This window comes from Hyphomicrobium facile (assembly GCF_900116175.1).
Lineage (GTDB): Bacteria > Pseudomonadota > Alphaproteobacteria > Rhizobiales > Hyphomicrobiaceae > Hyphomicrobium_B > Hyphomicrobium_B facile.
In genome coordinates this window covers 52,710-72,251 of the sequence record NZ_FPCH01000004.1, presented here as the reverse complement: position 1 = coordinate 72,251, position 19,542 = coordinate 52,710, and the positions used below count along the sequence as shown (strand labels likewise).

Here is a 19,542-nt window from a genome sequence, read left to right as displayed (position 1 = left end):
GCCCACAACGCGAAGAAGCCGCCCGGGGGGCGGCTTCTCGTATGCGGGTATTTACGGCGGGAGATCAGTAGTTGATCAGAGCACCGAAGGAGAAGTACTGGAAGTCATCGAAGCGTATGTTCGAGTTGTCGTCATATTCGAGGTGACGATACTTGAGCCACATCGACATCGCTGCAGCGTCGATCTCCTGGACAACACCGAGGCCCCATAATTTGGTGGTGTCCTTATTCGCAGCGCTGAAGTCCCCGAGAGCCGTGAAGCCATCGACACCCGACGCAGCGAAGATGCCTTCACCGTGAGCGTGCTCATACTCGCCGTAGAGGACGGTGTGGCCCAGCGGGTTCCAGCGCTGACGGATGCCGCCCTTAAGGTACCACACCTCAGACTGGCCTCTGCTGCCGGTCAAGTTGGTCGGATCGTCGTAGTCATCGTGACCGTAGGCACCGTAGATCCACAAGCCGGTCGGAACGTGCTCGGCGTACGCACCAGCCTGGAAGTATTGCTGCGTGTTATTGAGGATTACGAAGCCGCTCGATGTGTTGCAGCACAACTCGTCGGTGCTTTCAGTATATGACGCGACGGCAGCAACCTTGATGCTGTTCCATTCGCCAGCATAGCGCGTGGTGATGGCCCAGAGGTCATCCTCACCCCACGATGCCGATACAGAGAAGCCGCCGAAGGTCGGCGAGTCGTAGCGAACGACGTTACGCGGGACACCGGCGCAGTCACCCAAAGCACCGCCCCAGCTCTGGCAATAATTGCCACCCCAGACCGCGGGCGACAGAGTGCCCGAACCCTTTTCGCGGATGAAAAAGCTATTGTAGTCGAAGGCCACCCAGTTGGCCGGGATGAGCGTGCCCGAACCGTCAACGAGGATTGCCGCGTTATCGGCCGCGTCAGACTGCTTACCGACTGAAACTTTGCCGAGCTGATCGCTCTTCACAAACCAGAACGACTGCAGCGTGCTTACGCCATTGACCGTGGCGGGCTTGAGCAGAGCGTTCGGACCGTCGACAACGTTCTGACTTGTCGTCAAGCTATCCGAGCCGACAGCTTCGAGATGCAGAACGTAACCGGCGTACCAACCCGGCAAGATCGTTGCCTGGCCCGTGAACTTCACGTGGCTGGCAATCGTCGAACCGAGGTCGGTGACGTAGACGTTCGATTCACGGCCGTCGTCCCACCACATGACCTGCTGGCCGACCCAACCGGAGATTGTGAGCGAGACCTTGCGGTTGCCCTTCCGCGCCGTGGTTGCTTCTAGTTCTGCGATTCGCTCCTCGAGATCTGCGCAGCAGTTACCGCCAAGGTCCGCAGCAGAGGCGCTCGTGGCGAACCCGCCAGCGAGGACGCCTGCAGCGACCAGAGCGCCTACCCGAAATTTCGTCATTTCACCCTTCTCCCGTCTTCAGCACTTCTAGTCCTGGACGCGGTACTTCGGCGTTCGCCGCAGTCGGCCACTGATGGAGGAGCCCGTTGCGGGACACCGGCAAGTGACTTCGCCGCTTGACGGGGAGATTAGCGATTCGCGACTGCGCAACAATTCAGGTTTGCAATTTGCAGGTTTATTCTTGGCAGGTGCAAGAAAACCTCATTTAATTCAATTGTCCGAGTGCGGACAAAAATCTGAGCTTTAAAACAGGGCTTTGCGAAATTCGGCAATGATCCGATCGCAACATGTGCTTGTTGCGTCTACGCCACAGCGGCGAAATTGTGAAACACAAAAAAAGGCCGCCCAAATTAGGCGGCCTTCGTATTTTGAGTTCAGATACGGTCGGATCAGAAGTTGATCAGAGCGCCCATACCAACGTACTGGAAGCTGTCGGTCGGGATCGAGCCTTCGACGACATCGGTCATGTCGGCATCGATGTGACGGTACTTAACCCAGATCGACATAGCAGCTGCGTCGATTTCCTGGACGGCACCGAGACCCCAGACCTTGACGTTGCTCTTACCCAAGAACGTCAGATCGTCATTAGCGTCGACAGCGGACGAGAAGTTGTTCTCAGCACGCTCGTACTCGCCGTACAGCACCGTGTGACCCAGCGGGTTCCAACGCTGGCGGATACCGCCCTTGACGTAGAACGTTTCGTTTGCAGAAACGCCCGATCCGTTCAAGTCGAGGTGGCCGTATGCGCCGTAGGCGAACAGGCCTGTCGGGACGTGTTCAGCATACAAGCCGACCTGGAGGTACTGGCTGTCGAAGGGCTGAGCTACGTTGACCGAGTCGTCGCTGAACCGCGAGGTTTCGCTGTATGCAACAGCACCAGCAACCTTGAAGTCACCCCATTCGCCAGCGTAGCGAGCTGCAACGTCCCAGAAATCGTCTTCACCCCAAGAGGCCGAGACCGAGAAGCCGCCGAAGGTGGGCGAGTCGTAACGGACGCTGTTGGTCGGAAGACCGTTGCAGTCACCCCAGACGCAACCGCCTGCAGCACCCAATCTCAGATCCGTCAACTGGCCGGTATCCGAACGGCGGATGAAGAAGCTGTTGACGTCGAACGAAACCCAGTTAGCCGGAACCAGCGAACCCGAACCGTCGACCAGGATGGCCGTGTTGTCCGAAGCCTGAGACTGCTTACCGACAGAGACCTTACCAAGCTGATCGCTCTTGATAAACCAGAACGACTGCAAGGTGCCTACGCCGTTAGCTTTGCCGGTCAGAGCCGACGGGCCATCGGGCGTGTTCTGGTCTGTCGTGAGGCTGTCCGAACCGACAGCTTCAAGATGGAGAACATAACCAGCCGTCCAACCCGGAAGGATCGTTGCCTGGCCCGTGAACTTCACGTGGCTGGCGAGCGTCGAGCCGAGATCGGTGACGTAGACGTTCGATTCGCCGCCGTCATCCCACCACATGACCTGCTGACCGACCCAACCGGATACGGTGAGCGAGACCTTGCGGTTACCTTTGCGTGCCGTCGTAGCTTCTAACTCCGCGATCCGCTCCTCGAGGTCTGCGCAGCAGTTCCCCCCGAGATCAGCCGCAGATGCACTGCCAGCCGACAGGCCACCTGCAACCAGGCCTGCTGCTACCAGCGCACTCAGACGATATTTGTTCATGAATTTAGCTCCCGTCTGCTTCGACTTGAGGAATGACGGACGGAACAGACTGTTCAGCCCAACACTCTTCTTTACGTAGTGCTTATTGTTAACCGTCCTCAAACCCGTCTTCAGCGGTGTACGGGCTTCCCCCCGAATGACCGCTCAGGCCGTATCTATAAGCAGATCCGTTTCGGTCCGTGAACAGGATTAGACGTATGAGCGGTGGAATGGCGTGGGGTTGTGACTGAAAGGCCACGAGCGCTGAAGTTGCCACACGATGGTCACTCGCGAACCGAATTTCAGACGAATTGATTTTGTTGAGCGGGCAAGCGGTTGCAATTTTAAATCGCTGCAACGTGTGCGCCGAGCACAAGCATTATCATAAAGACGATCCGATCTTCCGCGCTTGATTAGTGGAGCACTTTGGGTACGCCTAGAGTATTCCCGAAAGAGATTTTGACCGTGTGGTAATTGCATCAGCGAATCAGGGGTGATTCGCTCTAAATACGATGTTCAAAATTGGGTTAGTACATTAAAGATAAAAGGGAAATGCCGTTTCGGAAATAACCATTTCGGGCGGTGTACGGGCGGTTGAAACGGTGGGTGTCGACCTAATAATACTCGACGTGAAAGTCACACGCGTCCGGGGCTTCCGTGGAAAATCTGCCACAATCATCCGCTAGCCACTTCGAGACCGGCCGCCGGGGGCGCTTGTGGACAGCGAGAGGGCGGTACGTACGCACCGCAGGGGTTGGCTGATATCGGAAATGACAGGTAATTTCGTTGATCGCCGCGCATTGCTCGAAAGGGCGGTGGCGGGAAGTTTTGCCCTTGGGCTCGCTAAGTTGGCCCTGGCAGTCACTGAATCTCACGCCGAGGGAGAATCCGCGCCAGCGCCGGCACAGGCACAGCCAAGCCCGCAGGGCATGGCGTTCGGGCAGACGACGTTGAAGGCCGAAGCGAAGAGGCTGGCGGACCAGCCGTTTTCCAAGCCGACCATGGACGCTCTACCAGCGCCCTTCAACAAGCTCTCCTACGATCAATATAGAGACATCCGGTTTCGTCCGGAGAAGGCGATCTGGAAGGGCGAGCATCTCGGCTTTCAGGTTCAGCCGTTCGCGATGGGGTGGCTGTACGATGTTCCTGTCGATCTTTGGATCGTCGAGAACGGCAAGGCGACTCGTCTCGTCGCCGACAGCAACTTGTTTTCCTTCGGTCCGCTCATCGGCCCCGGGCCGGACGCTGCGCCATTCGGATTTTCAGGATTTCGGATTCACGGGCCGATCAACCGTGCCGACGCCTTCGAAGAATATACGGTTTTCCAAGGCGCGAGCTATCTGCGTGCGGTTGGACGGGGAGAGAATTATGGCGCTTCCGCAAGAGGGTTAGCTCTCAATACCGCGCAACCGGCGGGCGAGGAGTTTCCGTTCTTTCGGAGCTTTTGGATCGAAAGACCGAAACCGCTCGCAACCGAAATCGTCGTCCATGCGTTGCTCGACAGTCAATCTACGACCGGCGCTTACCGGTTTGCGATCGCACCCGGAGAGACGACGGTGATGGATGTCGAAGCGACTTTGTATCCGCGAGTAGCGCTCAGTCATGTCGGCATCGGTCCTTTGACGAGCATGTTCTTCCACGGGCAAGCAAGCCAACGGCGCACCGAAGACTACCGTCCCGCTGTCCACGACAGCGAGGGGCTTGCGCTGGTGAATGGCAGCGGCGAGCGTCTCTGGCGTCCTCTCAACAATCCTAAGACGCTACAACTCAGCGCTTTCATGGACAAAGATCCGCAGGGATTCGGGCTTTGGCAGCGCGATCGTTCGTTTCGCAACTACGAAGACCTCGAGAGCCGTTACGAACGGCGCCCGACAGTTTGGGTGGAACCTCAAGGACCGTGGGGCGACGGTTCCGTCGAACTCATCGAGATTCCGATCGAGGATGAGATCCACGACAACATCGCAGTCTACTGGAAGCCATCGAAGGGACTCGCCGCCGGTGGTCCGCATGTCTTCAACTACAAACTCTATTGGGGTCCCGACGTGCCGACGTCGTGGGCGGGCGCCCGCGTCGTCAAGACGCGGGTTGGAGGCGGGAAAAAGCCCGGCAGCATCGTCTTCGTCATCGATTTGACAGGACCTTTGGTCAAAGATGCGAAGGACTTGCCCGCTGTCGATCTATCGGCGAGCGCGGGTAAGGTTTCCAATGTTTCTGTCCAGCGGAATCTCGAAATTTCTGGTGTTCGAGTGACGTTCGAACTGGCGCCCGGCGACAGCCAACTCGTCGAGCTGCGTTGTGTGTTGAAGGCAGGCGATCAGGCGGTTTCGGAGACTTGGCTCTATCGATGGACGAAGCCGTAAACGAGAACTTCATCGGCGAGGTGCTTCCCGCATCTCCCTATTCCAGTCATCGACGCGACGCCGGTCCGTGGCGGCACTTGCCGCATTCGGCGCCGCTCGACATGCCTACCCAGGATTTCGCGAAGCCGGTTGAGGTTGTCGCCGAAATCAGGCGGCGGGGATATTGGGTGCCTCGTACGGCGATCTTCGCCGGCGCCGCGGTGCTGACGGCCGCTTTCGCGCAGGAACTCTTCACCATCCTGTCGTTCGTCGTCATTACGCCGGTGCAGTTCCTCTTTCTGATCCTTTCGACGATCGCCTTCGGGTGGATTGCGATCGGCAGCTTGAGTGCGGCTCTCGGCTTTCTTCCGCTTTTCACGGGTGAGCGGCCCGACACGATCGAGCCGCCGCTCCCGACGTCGCCTTTGACGTCGCGCACCGCGTTGCTGTTTCCGGTCTATCATGAGGACCCGGCACGCATTGCGGGCGCTGTCGAAGCAATGGTGCGCGAACTCGAGCACCTCGGCCGGAATCAAAATTTCGATGTGTTCATTCTCTCCGATACGCGCGGAGATGAGGACGGCGAAAAGGAAGCGGCGGTCTATCGCGCTCTCAGCGGGCAGCTCGATGAGATCGCATCGATCTATTACCGGCGCCGCATCAAAAACACTGGACGCAAGTCGGGCAACATTGCCGACTGGGTCGAGCGGTTCGGCGCCGCGTACGAATCGTTCATCATTCTCGACGGCGACAGCGTCATGTCGGGCGGCACGCTCGTTTCACTTGCCGCCGCCATGGAGGCTGATCCCAAGGCCGGACTCATTCAGACGGTGCCGCGACTCGTCGGCGGCGAGACGCTGCTACAGCGCCTTCAGCAATTCGCCTCCAATACCTATGGTCCAGCGGTCGCCGCGGGTCTCGCATTCTGGCATCGCGACCAGGGCAACTATTGGGGCCACAACGCCATCATTCGTACGACCGCGTTCGCCGAGGCTGCCGGGCTTCCCGAGCTTGCCGGCCGCAAGCCGTTCGGCGGCCATATCATGAGCCACGACTTCGTCGAGGCCGTGCTGCTTCAGCGTGCGGGCTACGGCGTGCATATGATGCCATCGCTCGAGGGTTCCTACGAGGGGATGCCGCCCAACATCATCGACGTCGTTGTGCGCGACCGGCGCTGGGCCCAGGGCAATCTGCAGCATCTCGCCATCGTCTCGCAGCCGGGTCTGACGCCAATGGGACGGCTGCACCTCGGCATGGGAGCGGCCTCGTACCTGATTTCGGGCGTATGGGCGATGTCGCTCATCGTCGGCGTCGTGCTGGCGCTGCAGGGCCAGCAGATGATTCCCAGCTATTTCCGGGACGATAAGACTCTTTTCCCGATCTGGCCGACCATCGATCCGGGCGCCGCTTTGCGTCTCTTCATGGCGACCATGATCGTCGTGCTGCTGCCGAAAGCGCTCGGTCTGTTGCTTGCCTGGCAGCAGGCGCGGAGAGAAGGGACTTTCTTCGGGGCGATCCGCGTCACGATCGGTGTTTTGGTCGAGACGGTCTACTCGATGCTGATCGCACCGATCTTCATGGTGACGCAGACGGTCGGCGCGGCTGAAATTCTGGCCGGTCGCGATTCGGGCTGGAGCGCGCAGAAGCGTGGCGACGGCGCACTGACGTTCGACGATGCGATGTGGTTCGCGCGTTGGCACACCGCGATCGGCGGCATCGTCGGCGCGATAGCCTGGACGGTATCGCCCGCATTGCTCGCCTGGATGTCACCAGTCATTCTGGGTCTCGTTCTCGCGGGGCCCGTCAGCTGGCTGACATCGTTGAAGGCGGGAGCCTTCGAGCGATGGGCGCTCGCGACGAATGAAGACCGGAAGCCGCCCGCAGTGCTCGTCGACGCCGGCCACCGGTCGCGCGATTGGGCGCGAAAGATCGCGACGCCCGGTGGGTTGACGCAACAGCCGGACGCGGCCGCGGCGTAGACGGGCGCGTCTCACTTCTCAGACTTGCTTCTCGGACTTGTCGGAGCCGCGCAGCGACCGCAGCAGTTCATTGAAGATTTCGCGGACCCGCAGCGGTTCGGCATCGAGATAGGGAAGCGGACGGATCACCTCGACGGCCACGACGCCGAGACGGGAGGTCAACGCGCCGTTGAACGCGCCTTCGCCAAGCCGCCGCGACAGCCTCCGCAACACGTCCTGGCCGACGAACTGGCCGAGAAGATCGTCGGTCATCGCGATGCCGCCGGTCGCGATGATGTGGCCGACGACGAGCCGGGCGAGGCGTAGCGCGCCGAGGACGCCCGGCCGGCCGCCGTAGAGCCCTGCGAGTGCGCGGAACATCCGCACGTTCTCGACGAGGACGAAGCCCATGGCGATCCACATGATCGGGGAGAGTGCGGTGACGGTCGCGACGCGTTTCGCTGATTTCAGGATGACGCGCCGGCTTTCGGCATCAATGGGGCGGAGAAGTTCGCGGTCTGCCAGACGCAGCAACTCGCCCGGTTCGAGCACGTCGCCGGTATGGTCCTTCACGCGCGCCAATCCCCACGCCAGATCCGGGCGGCCGCGGTAGTGAGCGAGAAGGGCGGCGACGGCCTTTCGCTCGCCCGGGAGGTTGGGTTTCGCGATGGTGTCGCGGACGAGCGCGCGGAGTTTCGCAAGCCGCGCGAGCCGGCGGAAACCCAAGAGCTCGCGCAATACGATGCCGAGCAGCGCCAGGGCGATGACCGTCATCAACCCGAAAGCGACCCAGCCGACCCAGTCCTGACGTTCGAGCGCGATCGAGACGAACCGCGTGAACCACACGCCTGCGGCCAATGACGCGAGGGCCGCCATTGCGGAAAAGAGAATGCTGCCGAAACGGAAGCCGCGGTTGATATCACTCACCGTCAGGCGCCCCGCAGGAACGGAGGCGCGTCGCGACGTGACCGCGCCGCCACCGGAGATGTCGTCGTCGAGTTCAGGTTCGTCGGCGATGTCGTCCGGCGTAAAGACGCGAGGCTTTCTCGGCGGCGGCTGATCGTTCTCGAATGTCATGCGAGATAATCCGAAATCAGGAAATCGAGCGCGCGGTCCAATCTGATATGCGGAAACGCGGCCGGCTTGCCATCGGAAAGCGTGTCGACGAGCTTGGGCGGGGCAAAGCGGACGAGTTCGAGGGACGCGGACTTGGCGTGTCGCGCCGCGTTGAGGGCGGCTGCCGGATCGGCCGGGAGGTCGCCGGGGAAAATCGCTGCTTCCTTGACGCCATCGAAGATGACGCCGCCGATCCGCTCGCCTTTGATGGGCGTGCCGCGAAGGCAGGGTAGAATTTCACCGCCTTGTTTGGCCGTTGCCTCGCGCGTTGCACGCAGCGCCGAGAGGGCTAACGCGTGAACGCCCGCGCCTTCGGTTTGGGCGCGTGTGACGGCGTCGTCGACGATGGCTTTCAGGAGGGCTTCGAGGCGGTCGTGGCTCGACGCGGGAAGATGATCGGCCTTCGTTGCTGCGAACAGGACGCGATCGATCTTGCGTCCAAGAAACATCGAGAGCCACGAATTGGCGCCGGGCCGGAAAGCCTTCAGGATGTCCGTCATGGCGTGTTCGAGATCGCCCACGGCTTCGGCGCCGCGATGAAGGGCGGTCAAAACGTCGATCAGCACGATCTGGCGGTCGAGGCGCGCGAAGTGATCGTTGAAGAACGGTTTGACGACGGACGACTTATAGCTTTCGAAGCGGCGCGCCATCATCGCTGCAAGCGAGCCACGCGGCAGGCGCTCGTCCGACGCGAGCGGCATCGGAAAGAACGTCAGAAGAGGAGAGCCTTCCAATTCGCCGGGGAGCAGGAAGCGGCCGGGCGCGAGTGTCGATTGTGCGCCGCTCTCGCGCGTTGCGCGCAAGTAGGCGGTGAAGAGCTTGGCGCCCGTCATGGCGATCTGCTCGTCCTCCACCGCGGCGGGGTCGGTGCCGGCGAGGAAGCCGAGAAAGGGCTTCGCGAATTCGGCGCGTGATGGCGCGCTGGCGAATCCCAGTGCTTCGGTCGAAAACGCCCGGTAATCCTGCTCGAGGAGGGGCAAGTCGATCAGCCATTCGCCGGGATAATCGACAATGTCGACATGAAGCTTCGAAAGGCCGATGGCCCGCTTCAGGGCGTAAGCCGAGCGATATTCGATGGTGACGCGCAATTCCGAAATGCGTTTCGTGCTCTCGGGCCATGATGGCGGCGAGGACAGCAGGTCGGCGAGGTGGGCTTCGTAGTCGAAGCGGGGAACACTATCGTCGGGCTGGGGCTCGAGGTAGGCGCGGACGATGCGGCGCTCGGCGTCGGGCGCAAAGAACGGCAGGCGTCCTCCCGCAACGAGATTGCGAACGAGAGCGGTGATGAAAACCGTCTTGCCGGCGCGCGATAGGCCGGTCACGCCCAGACGCACGGACGGCGTCAGGTAATCGGCGAAACGCGCCTGCGCGTCTTTCAGAAGTTCGGAATAGGAGATCTCTGCCAAGTGGTGCCGCGCATGAGCCAAGAGAAAAGGGAGCGGAAAGCTCCCTTTAAGTGGCGTAACTTGCGGGCGTCGACAAGGCGCTTCCGGAACGTGCCGGGCGGCGTAGAGCGGCTAATCCGTGAAAGCCGCCCATCTGCCAAAGGTTCAACCGTAAAAAACGACGGCGACACCTGCCGCCAGCACAACGACGGCCATCAACATGATGGCGCTCGATCGAAGAAACTCAGTCACGGCCCTCTCTCCTCAGTCTGGTTCACAACTCGTGTTGGGACCTAGAATAGGCTCAGGGATTGAATAGGCCGTGAAGCAGGAGTTCAGCCAACGTTCATTCGCCGCGCGATGATCTGACCGACGGTGAGAGATTGCGCCAAGACTTAGGCGTCGTGAGCTTTTCGGACTTCGAAAATTTCCATGATGCGGCAGCCGCGATGCGGGCCGTCGACGACGAACGTCCATTTGCCTTCGGTGAAGGTGTCGCACATCTTCACGCCCTTCACGAGGATCCAGTGCCCTTCTTTGCCCTTATGGATCGCCAGAATGTAATAGGCCCAGGCGTTCCGCGGCTTCTGCATCCAGGTCCAGAACGTCGGGCGTTCCTTGCGGGCGCGATGCATGTGGCTTTCCTTGAGCTCCATGCGGTAGCCGAAATAGGAAAGGGCAGCTTCGACCTCGTCGGCGTAGGTTCCTTTGACGACTGGTTTGCGGTGTGGCGGCAACTCGCGGCCTTCGCGAATGACGTCCTCGATCTTGGAGATGCCGAAGCCCGTAATCGCGGAAAGGACATATGGCCCGCAGAATGCGACCCGCCCGGTATCGTTCTTCGCCGAATCGAGGCTCGACGCCGGCCAGGCGGTTGAAAAGCGATCAGCCATAATGAAAATGCCCTATACAAGTAACGACGGGATGCTCGTTCGATACGGTTAAGCAAGCGTTAACGATCCAGGAGCCCGGGCCATCCATGGCAGAACGCGTGAACGTTTCTTTCTTTCAAGAATTGATGGCGGCGGTCGCCGAGCAGGGACGCGCGCTGCTTCCCAAGGCGCTGTTCGGCGAGGCCGGCGGAGAATCGATCGAGGTTCTGTCGCGAGCGCTGATGTCGGGACGCGGTGAAGCTTCCGGTGTGGCGATCGCTCGCCAGCTGCTCAATCAGCTCAAGAAAGCAACGAGCGAGGAACGGCTGCAGTTCTTCCGGTTTCTCGCTGATGATCTGCAACCCAATCCGGCGCATGTGGCGGATGCCGCCAGGGCCTATCTCGATTATCCGTCCGACAAGACCCTCGCAAAGCTGCAGAAGGCTTCATACAGCCCGCGGCTCGAGTTCTTCCGCCGCTTGAATCTGGCGGCTGGAGCCACCGCGGAAATCGTTGCGCTGCGCAGCGATCTCGTTCGCCACATCAAGTCGGACGAAGCGCTTGCGGCCGTCGACGCCGACCTCGAAAGGCTTTTGACGTCGTGGTTCAACCGCGGCTTCCTTGTTCTTCGCCGCATCGACTGGCAGACGCCGGCGGCTATTCTCGAGAAGATCATCGAATACGAAGCGGTGCACGAGATCCGCGGCTGGGATGACTTGCGCCGCCGTCTCGATCCCAAGGACCGACGCTGCTTCGCCTTTTTCCATCCGGCGCTCGTCGACGAACCATTGATCTTTGTCGAAGTCGCCTTGATGCGCGAGATGCCGGACGCCATCGCGACGGTGCTCGACGGGCGCCGCCCGGAGGACGACGCGCCGCCGACGACGGCGGTCTTCTATTCGATTTCCAACTGCCAGGACGGCCTCAAAGGCATTTCGTTCGGCAACTTCCTCTTGAAGCAGGTGGTCGAGGATCTCGCGCGGGATGTGGCGAGCCTCAGGACGTTCGTCACGCTTTCTCCGGTTCCAAGCTTCGCGCGCTGGGTTGACCGGGCGCTCGCGAGCGGAAGCGACGTGCCGATTTCGGCGGCCGACCGGCAGGCTCTATCGCGGTTGCGCGATCCGCGCTGGGTCGAGGAGGCGGCGAAAGACGCGCCCGGAACGGACGAACTCAAGTCGGCTTTGATGGGCCTTGCCGCTCATTATTTCCTCGTCGCTCGCTCGAACGATGATCGTCCTGTCGATCAGGTCGCGCGCTTTCACCTTGGCAACGGCGCGCGGCTCGAGCGGTTGAACTGGCTGGCGGACCCTTCCGAGAAGGGGCTTCGCGAGGCGCATGGCCTGATGGTCAACTACCGGTACGATCTGGCTGAGATCGAGCGCAATCATGAGGCGTACGCTTACGATGGCACCGTGGCGGCGTCCCGCGCCGTTCGTTCCCAATTGAAACCGGTGGCCAAGCCCAAGGGGCTTTCGACGATGCCGGATCTTCTCGCGTTACCGGGTACGGGGAAGGCGAAAAAGGGCCGTCCGGAGGAAACCAAGCCGTAGCGGATATCGTTTCGGATCGGCTCTACACGAACCTTGTAAAGGCCTCTCGCGCGTGCAGTATGCGGCTTGGGATTGCGGCCGGCGCACCCGTTGAGGCTGTGCGCCTCGAGCCGCAATGCTTCGTCATATTTTGAGGCTGACATGCGCTACGATCAGGACGACCGTGAAAGCAGCAACGTAGAGGATCGGCGCGGTCAAGGCGGCGGCGGTTTCCAATTTCCGGGCGGGGGCCTTCAAATCCCCATCGGGGGCAGGGGTGGGTTCAGCATCACGTCGTTGCTGATCATCGGCGCCGTTTTGCTGTTGTTCGGTATCAACCCGCTCGACGTTCTGCTTGGCACCAATGGCCAGATCGGCATGCCGCAGATGCCGCATTCGGATCGGCCGTCTCGTTCGCCCTCCGACATTCCCGGGCTTCCCGGTTCGCCGCAGAAGCAGGCGGCGGGCGACGACTCAGAAGCGGTATTCGTCAAACGCGTGCTCGCCGATACCGAGGATGTGTGGAATTCGGTCTTCAAGAGCTTCGGGCGGGATTATCCGGATCCGCCGCTGGTTCTCTATTCGGGAATTACCCGTACCGCATGCGGCGCAGGACAGGCGGCGATGGGGCCGTTTTATTGCCCGCTCGATCAGAAGGTCTACATCGATCTCGCGTTCTATGACGAGTTGAAGCGGAAGTTCAACGTCAGCGGGGATTTTGCGCAGGCCTACGTTATTGCGCACGAGGTCGGCCATCACGTGCAAAAGCAGCTCGGGATTCTCGACCAGGTTCAAAAGCTCAAAGAGCGGGCCGACGACGAAGCGACCGCCAACCAGATTCAGGTTCGGACCGAGCTACAGGCGGATTGCCTCGCGGGCGTCTGGGCCAATCTCAACGATCAGATGAAGAAGCGCCTGCAGCCGGGCGACGTAGAAGACGCGCTCAACGCTGCATCTCAGATCGGCGACGACATGATTCAAAAGAAGATGACGGGCCGTGTCGTCCCGGATGCGTTTACGCACGGGTCGGCCGCGCAACGCGTTCGCTGGTTCAAAGCTGGTTTGGAAACCGGCAAGATGGATGCCTGCGACACGTTCAATACGTCCAGTCCGTGAGAGCTAGCGCCGGTCTCGCTGAAGAGTGCTCTGACTGGCGCGTGCACAAATGAATGAGCCGGAGGACGGGATTACGGATCGCAATCCCGTCCGTCATCGAGCGGCTCTTATAGCTCGGCGCCCTTGAAGTCGCTGATCTTGCAGCTGATCGATTGGGCCGCGAGTTCCTTGCAGAGTTTCTTCGCATCGGCCTTCGATTTGATCGGGCCTGCAATCAATCCGAAGCTCGGGTTCGCCGCCGTTCCGAGGTCGGCATAGCGCGGGCTCAGAGTGCCCAGTTGCTCGGCGTGTACCTGGGCAAGCGCGCTCCAGGTAATCCGCAGGCCGTCAACGGAGGAATCCGTGGCGATCTGAATTCCGATCGGTTTCGGCGCTGGCTTTACGACGGCTGGGCCGAAGCTGATCGCATCACCCGCGTTCGCCGTCTGCGTGCCCTTCGAGATGCTGCCCGTCACGATTGGCGCGCCGACTGGCTGAGCGACTGGCGGCCCGACTTGCGGCCCGACCTTGGGAGCGGCGTTGATGACTTTGGTCGGCGGCGGTCCGTCGGGTGCAGCTTGCGCTTGTGACGCGCCTGAGGCGAAGTCCGGCACGTCAGGCGTCGGCGGTGGCAGCGGAGCGGCAGACGCCGTCTTCGCCGTGTCTTGGCCGCGAACCTTCTCGTCAAGCGCGGCGAGGTGCGCACTCAGCTGATCCGTTTGGGTCTGATGAGCAGCGGCGTTCGCCTTCACGCTGTCGACCTCGATCTGAAGTCTTTCCAGCGATGACTTGAGGCCCTCGACGTCGGCCGACACCTTCATCACTTGCGTCTCGCCCAGCATGCGCTCCGCGACGCGGCCACCCGAAAAGTCGGGGAGTATGTGCGGCGCCAGAAACGCTATGCAAAGATAGCCGAGGCCGGCGGCCCCCAGAGTGAACCATATAGCTGCATATGGCGTGGCACCGGTGTTCCTGCGCATCGGCTTGTCGCTTGCAGTCTTGGTCATTGGTCTGTCGTCCTGATGCCTTAGGGGCCGGTCCGCATGGCGGTCCGTTTGCCCCGAATCGTTTTCACCGTGTGGATGAGGTTGGGTCCGGTGTGCGATTGCCGCAATGCCAGCGAGTGCGTTCGGCGCTAGAACCTGTGGACGAATGCAGACTTGCCGCGAGCCACCTATCCTTCGGGAACTCTTGGGCAAAGGGCTATCGGCAAAGATGCTTGAGGCGCCCTGTCGCGGGCGAGCAAATCGATACTTCGAGCAGTACTTGCTCCGGATGGATCGCTGGCGGTATGGCATGATGGGCAATCGGGGGAACGCACGGCGTCAGCGCTCGCCCTTCGGCTCATTGCAATGACAAAGCAAGGTTTTCCATGAGTGTCCGGCCCTGTCTCTTCGTCGTGTTAGCCGCGGGCAAGGGCACGCGCATGAAGTCGTCCCTGCCGAAGGTGCTTCACAAAGTTGCCGGGCAGTCGATGCTAGCGCATGTCTTGACGACTGCGTCGCGCATCGAGGGCGGGACGATCGCGGTCGTCGCCGGACCTCAAATGGATGCCGTCGCGACGGAAGCGGTACGGGTTGTTCCGGGCGCGCGGATATTCGAGCAATCGGCCCAACTCGGAACCGCGGATGCGGTGCTCGCCGCGAAGCCCGCTCTCGATGAACAGGATGGGGGCGACGTCGTCGTTCTCTTCGCCGATACGCCGCTCGTCCGGGGCGAGGTCATCGAGCGGCTCCGCGCTGCCCTCGATTCGGGCGCGAACATTGCCGTTCTCGGTTTCAGGCCAAAAGATCCAACGGGTTACGGCCGGCTGCTGATCGATGATCGTGGCGCGCTGACGGGGATACGCGAGGAGCAGGACGCGACAGCGGCTGAACGGGCCATCGGGCTCTGCAATTCGGGCGTCATGGCATTCCGGGTGCCGCGGCTCTCCGAACTTCTTTCGCGGATCGGCAGCGCCAACGCGAAGGGCGAATACTATCTGACCGACGCTATCGAGATTGCGCGGCAGCAGGGGCTCAAAGCGACGGTCGTCGAGTGTGACGAGAGCGATGTGCTCGGCGTCAATACGCGGGAACAACTGGCGGTCGCCGAAGGCATTTGGCAGGCGCGCGCCCGTTCGGCATTCATGCGCGACGGCGTTACGATGGTCGCGCCGGAGACGGTCTGGTTGAATTTCGACACGCGAATCGCGTCCGATGTTTCGATAGAGCCCAACGTGATCTTTGGTGCGGGCGTCACGGTGGAAGAGGGTGCTCAGATCCTTGGTTTTTGCCACATCGAAGGCGCGACGATCGGAAAGGGGGCGCGAATCGGACCCTTCGCCCGCTTCCGGCCGGGGGCGCGGATCGGGGCGAACGTCCACATCGGCAATTTTGTCGAGGTCAAGAATGTGACCCTCGGCGAGGGCGCGAAGGCCAATCACCTCTCCTATTTGGGCGACGGGAGCGTGGGTGCTGGCGCAAACATCGGCGCGGGCACGATCTTCTGCAATTATGATGGATACAACAAAGAGAAAACCGAGATCGGCGACGGGGCCTTCATCGGTTCGAATACATCGCTCGTTGCGCCCGTCAAAATCGGCGCGGGCGCGTATATCGGTTCGGGAAGCGTTATTACCAAGGACGTCAGCCCGGGGGCTCTGGCGATCGAACGGAGCGCCCAAGAGGAAAGGCCGGGGTGGGCCGAGAAATTCCGAGCGGTGATGTCTCGCCGAAAAGCCGCTCAAAAAAGATGATTATTAACTACGTGCGGACTTTGCAGAGAGCGACAGGGCACGAAGACAGCGTTCGTCTGAAACACTCTGTGACTTGAGATGATTGTTAACCGCCTCCATCGTTCGCTTGGGGGAACCTTCTTTGGGGAGCCGATCCAATGTGCGGGATCGTAGGAATTCTCGGAAAATCGTCGGTTTCGACCAATCTGGTCGACGCCCTGCGGAGGCTCGAATACCGGGGCTATGATTCGGCGGGCATCGCGACGGTCGAGGACGGCGCGATCGATCGCCGCCGCGCCGAGGGCAAGCTACGGAACTTGGAAAAGCGGTTGATCTCGGAGCCGCTCGCGGGCCGCACCGGCATCGGCCATACGCGCTGGGCGACGCACGGCCGTCCGACGGAGCGCAATGCGCATCCGCATATGACGGCGAAGGTCTCGGTCGTGCACAACGGCATCATCGAGAATTTCCGCGAGCTCAGGGCGCGTCTCGAAGCCAAGGGACACAAATTCGAGACCGATACCGACACCGAAGCCGTCGTCCACCTGATCACGGACGAGATGGATCAGGGAGCGGAGCCTGTCGCCGCCGTTCGCAGTGCGCTGAAGCATCTGGAGGGCGCCTTTGCGCTCGGCATCATTTTCGCGGGCCAGGACGATTTGATGATCGCGGCTCGCAAGGGCTCGCCGCTCGCCATCGGCCACGGCTCGGGCGAGATGTACCTCGGTTCCGACGCCATCGCGCTCGCACCTTTCACGGATGCTATCACTTATCTTGAAGAGGGCGATTGGGCGGTTCTGCACCGCTCGGGCGCCGAGATCTTCAATCTGGACGGTGAGCGCGTCGAGCGCCCGGTCGTCAAAGCAGTAGCGAGCGCTCTTTTGATCGATAAGGGCAACTATCGCCACTTCATGGCGAAGGAAATTCACGAGCAGCCGGAAGTCATTTCGCACACGCTCGCGAACTACCTCGATATGACGACAGCGCGCGTTCGTTTCCCGGATCTGGGCGTCGATCTCTCGAAAATCAGCCGCGTTACGATATCGGCGTGCGGTACGGCTTATTATGCCGGGCTCGTCGCCAAATACTGGATCGAGCGTTACGCGCGGTTGCCGGTCGACATCGATGTCGCGTCCGAAATGCGTTACCGCGAAACGCCGTTGCCCGAGCACGGTCTTGCGGTTTTCGTCTCGCAGTCAGGCGAAACGGCCGATACGCTGGCGACGCTTCGCTATGCGAAGGCCAATGACCAACGCATCGCCTCCATCGTCAACGTTCGCACCTCGACGATTGCGCGTGAATCGCACGCGGCGTTGCCGACGCTGGCGGGGCCGGAAATCGGGGTCGCTTCGACGAAGGCATTCACGTGCCAGCTTGCGGTTCTCGCCTGCTTGGCGATCGCAATCGCCCGGGCGCGTGACAAGATCACGGTCGAACAGGAAATGGCGCTGGTCAAATCGTTGATGGAGGTGCCCCGCCACATCGCGACGATTTTGAAGAACGACGAGCCTTTCATCGCTGTTGCCCACGAACTCGCCAAGGCCCGTGACGTTCTCTATCTGGGCCGCGGTTCGAGTTTCCCGATCGCACTCGAGGGCGCGCTGAAGCTCAAGGAGATCTCGTATATACATGCCGAGGGCTACGCCGCCGGCGAGTTGAAGCACGGTCCGATCGCGCTGATCGACGAAACCGTGCCGGTCGTCGTGGTCGCTCCCGAAGACGACCTCTTCGAGAAGACAGTGTCCAATTTGCAGGAGGTGGCGGCTCGCGGGGGGCAGGTGATCCTGATTTCGGACGCGGCGCCTGAAAAAGCTGGTTGTAAACTCGCTGCCCACATCCAAATGCCGAGCGTCGACACTTTTGTTGCGCCAATGATTTATGCTGTGCCGACTCAGCTCATCGCCTACCAGACGGCGGTCTTGATGGGTACGGACGTCGATCAGCCGCGAAATCTGGCGAAGTCCGTTACGGTGGAATAACCGGCTAAAAAAGCCGGTATAAGGGGGCGGGGGCCCACAATTTGCCTCGTTCAAATGATTGCAATACCCTGAGGGGAGGTTGCGCAATCTAGAACGTGACCATTGGGGAAGGTACGTACAATGACGCAGTTCCAGGTGTTGGCGCGCCCCATGGCGCTCGCTGCCATCGCGACGTGCGTGTTTGCCGGCGGCCTCGCCGGCTGGCCATCCGCGGGCGAAGCTGCCAAGGCAAAGTCCGCAAGCCAGGCGACGCAGGGGCCGAAAGCTGGCCAAAGCGGCGGCGGCGACAGTGACGCCGAACAGAAAGCTATCGCGATCGCGGCTGCGAAAAAGGCTTATGACGCCGGGTTGAAGGAATATGCCGCCGGCCGTCACCAAAACGCGATTGGTCAGCTGACGATTGCCGTCAAGGCGGGCGTGCTTTCGGCCTCAGAAATGGCGAAAGCCCTTTACACCCGCGGCCTTGCCTACAAACGAGAGAACAAGCCCGGTCTCGCTATTTCGGACCTCACGAGCGCGATCTGGTTGAAGAACGGGCTTAGCCCGAGCGACCAGAAGTCGGCGATTGCGGAGCGCTCGGAAGCCTATCGGATGGCGGGCCTCGAAGACACGGGCAGCACGCCGGATCAGCGCGTTATCGCCGCCGCTCAACCGGCAGCCGGTGCTACAGGCTCCAAGGTCGTTGCGAATCCAGCGCCGGGCCCTAATGCCGGATCGGCGGGGCTTTCAGCTGCGGCTATTGCCGAAGCGGCCGGTGGCCAGGGTGGTGGTGCTGGCTCCGGAGACGGCACGTCGGCGACGATTACGCGACAGGACGCCAACAGTGAGGCCGCGCAGGAGGCGGCGCGTGCTCGTGCTACCGCAGCGGGAGAGAGTTCGACCGTTCAATCGATTGCTTCGCCGTCCGGATACGGTGGCGACGCTAGTCCGGTGGCGGCGCCGTCGGGCGGCGGGTCGTCGTTCGGCCAGACGGTCAGCGCCATACCCGGCAACGTGACCGGCTTTTTCTCCAACATGTTCGGGGGCGGATCGACGTCTTCCACAGCGCCGTCAACGAGTAGTCCTGCGGGTAGTGAAGCGGTGACGACAGCTTCCACATCCGGCGCTCCTGAAACGTCGAGTTGGAGCAACGCGACCGTCGTCGCGCCGGGCAGTGCTGCCGCAAAGCCCACGAAAATTGCGCTCGCAGCCGAGACCAAACCAAAGGCCGTCGCGGCCAAGGGCAAGTATAAGATTCATATCGCGGCTCTCAGGTCGCGCGCAGACGCCGAAGCATTGGCGCAGAACCTCATCGCCCAGCATGGCTCCGATCTTTCCGATCACGTTCCGACCGTCGATGAGGCCGTCATCGGCAGCATGGGGACATTTTATCGCGTGCGGATCGGGGGCTATGCCTCGCAGGATGAGCCGCGCGGTCTCTGCAACAAACTTCGAACCAGTGGCCTTGATTGTCTTGTCGTGACAAACTGAGGCTCGCCCGGTCTCCATCGGGCTATCAGCTCGCGTAGGAGAGA

General features: G+C 61.2%; 13 protein-coding genes. 7 read left to right on the top strand and 6 right to left on the bottom strand.

All coding sequences use genetic code 11. The annotated features are described in order from the left end of the window. Nucleotides 1-64: 64 nt before the first annotated feature. Nucleotides 65-1,390, bottom strand: coding sequence for a porin (locus BM399_RS18380; protein ID WP_092869263.1), 1,326 nt, complete (start codon nt 1,388-1,390; stop codon nt 65-67). Between the two features lie 389 nt (nt 1,391-1,779). Next, nucleotides 1,780-3,060, bottom strand: a complete 1,281-nt coding sequence (locus tag BM399_RS18375; RefSeq protein WP_092869262.1) for a porin — start codon at nt 3,058-3,060, stop codon at nt 1,780-1,782. Between the two features lie 749 nt (nt 3,061-3,809). Here BM399_RS18375 and BM399_RS18370 point away from each other — a divergent pair. Next, nucleotides 3,810-5,399, top strand: a complete 1,590-nt coding sequence (locus BM399_RS18370; RefSeq protein WP_092869261.1) for an OpgD/OpgG family glucan biosynthesis protein — start codon at nt 3,810-3,812, stop codon at nt 5,397-5,399. After that, the gene (gene mdoH / locus BM399_RS18365; RefSeq protein ID WP_092869260.1) at nt 5,384-7,357 is read left to right on the top strand and encodes a glucans biosynthesis glucosyltransferase MdoH; all 1,974 of its coding nucleotides are present in this window, start codon (nt 5,384-5,386) and stop codon (nt 7,355-7,357) included. The genes BM399_RS18370 and mdoH overlap by 16 nt, the downstream gene beginning before the upstream one ends. A gap of 18 nt (nt 7,358-7,375) precedes the next feature. On the opposite strand, the gene BM399_RS18360 is transcribed toward mdoH, so the two are convergent. From BM399_RS18360 to BM399_RS18350, 3 genes are all read right to left on the bottom strand, one after another. Continuing rightward, on the bottom strand, nt 7,376-8,413 hold the full coding sequence (locus BM399_RS18360; protein ID WP_092869259.1) for a YcjF family protein: 1,038 nt from the start codon (nt 8,411-8,413) through the stop codon (nt 7,376-7,378). Further along, nucleotides 8,410-9,858 carry a YcjX family GTP-binding protein gene (locus BM399_RS18355; RefSeq protein ID WP_092869258.1) on the bottom strand — a complete coding sequence of 483 codons (1,449 nt, stop codon included), beginning with the start codon at nt 9,856-9,858 and terminating at the stop codon, nt 8,410-8,412. Before BM399_RS18355 ends, BM399_RS18360 begins: the two co-directional genes overlap by 4 nt. Nucleotides 9,859-10,232: 374 nt before the next feature. After that, nucleotides 10,233-10,730 carry a hypothetical protein gene (locus tag BM399_RS18350; RefSeq protein WP_092869257.1) on the bottom strand — a complete coding sequence of 166 codons (498 nt, stop codon included), beginning with the start codon at nt 10,728-10,730 and terminating at the stop codon, nt 10,233-10,235. Nucleotides 10,731-10,816: 86 nt separating this feature from the next. Between BM399_RS18350 and BM399_RS18345 the strand changes: the two genes are divergently transcribed. Both BM399_RS18345 and ypfJ read left to right on the top strand, forming a co-directional pair. After that, nucleotides 10,817-12,259, top strand: coding sequence for a malonyl-CoA decarboxylase (locus BM399_RS18345; RefSeq protein ID WP_092869256.1), 1,443 nt, complete (start codon nt 10,817-10,819; stop codon nt 12,257-12,259). Nucleotides 12,260-12,400: 141 nt separating this feature from the next. Beyond that, nucleotides 12,401-13,354, top strand: coding sequence for a KPN_02809 family neutral zinc metallopeptidase (gene ypfJ / locus BM399_RS18340; RefSeq protein WP_092869255.1), 954 nt, complete (start codon nt 12,401-12,403; stop codon nt 13,352-13,354). A gap of 107 nt (nt 13,355-13,461) precedes the next feature. Here the strand turns inward: ypfJ and BM399_RS18335 are convergent, their stop codons facing one another. Continuing rightward, entirely contained in the window at nt 13,462-14,340 is an 879-nt protein-coding gene (locus BM399_RS18335) for an SPOR domain-containing protein (RefSeq protein ID WP_092869254.1), read from the bottom strand. 365 nt (nt 14,341-14,705) lie between these two features. Between BM399_RS18335 and glmU the strand changes: the two genes are divergently transcribed. From glmU to BM399_RS18320, 3 genes are all read left to right on the top strand, one after another. Further along, a complete protein-coding gene (gene glmU, locus BM399_RS18330) occupies nt 14,706-16,070 on the top strand; it encodes a bifunctional UDP-N-acetylglucosamine diphosphorylase/glucosamine-1-phosphate N-acetyltransferase GlmU (protein ID WP_092869253.1) in 1,365 nt (454 codons plus the stop codon). 137 nt (nt 16,071-16,207) lie between these two features. Then, a complete protein-coding gene (gene glmS, locus BM399_RS18325) occupies nt 16,208-18,028 on the top strand; it encodes a glutamine--fructose-6-phosphate transaminase (isomerizing) (protein WP_092869252.1) in 1,821 nt (606 codons plus the stop codon). 120 nt (nt 18,029-18,148) lie between these two features. Further along, entirely contained in the window at nt 18,149-19,498 is a 1,350-nt protein-coding gene (locus BM399_RS18320; RefSeq protein WP_244531360.1) for an SPOR domain-containing protein, read from the top strand. Nucleotides 19,499-19,542: the final 44 nt, after the last annotated feature.

Coding starts and splice junctions, on each gene's coding strand:
- BM399_RS18370 (WP_092869261.1), top strand. CDS start 3,810: ATGACAGGTAATTTCGTTGATCGCCGCGCATTGCTCGAAAGGGCGGTG.
- glmS (WP_092869252.1), top strand. CDS start 16,208: ATGTGCGGGATCGTAGGAATTCTCGGAAAATCGTCGGTTTCGACCAAT.
- BM399_RS18360 (WP_092869259.1), bottom strand. CDS start 8,413: ATGACATTCGAGAACGATCAGCCGCCGCCGAGAAAGCCTCGCGTCTTT.
- glmU (WP_092869253.1), top strand. CDS start 14,706: ATGAGTGTCCGGCCCTGTCTCTTCGTCGTGTTAGCCGCGGGCAAGGGC.
- BM399_RS18345 (WP_092869256.1), top strand. CDS start 10,817: ATGGCAGAACGCGTGAACGTTTCTTTCTTTCAAGAATTGATGGCGGCG.
- BM399_RS18380 (WP_092869263.1), bottom strand. CDS start 1,390: ATGACGAAATTTCGGGTAGGCGCTCTGGTCGCTGCAGGCGTCCTCGCT.
- BM399_RS18375 (WP_092869262.1), bottom strand. CDS start 3,060: ATGAACAAATATCGTCTGAGTGCGCTGGTAGCAGCAGGCCTGGTTGCA.
- BM399_RS18320 (WP_244531360.1), top strand. CDS start 18,149: ATGACGCAGTTCCAGGTGTTGGCGCGCCCCATGGCGCTCGCTGCCATC.
- mdoH (WP_092869260.1), top strand. CDS start 5,384: ATGGACGAAGCCGTAAACGAGAACTTCATCGGCGAGGTGCTTCCCGCA.
- BM399_RS18350 (WP_092869257.1), bottom strand. CDS start 10,730: ATGGCTGATCGCTTTTCAACCGCCTGGCCGGCGTCGAGCCTCGATTCG.
- ypfJ (WP_092869255.1), top strand. CDS start 12,401: ATGCGCTACGATCAGGACGACCGTGAAAGCAGCAACGTAGAGGATCGG.
- BM399_RS18335 (WP_092869254.1), bottom strand. CDS start 14,340: ATGACCAAGACTGCAAGCGACAAGCCGATGCGCAGGAACACCGGTGCC.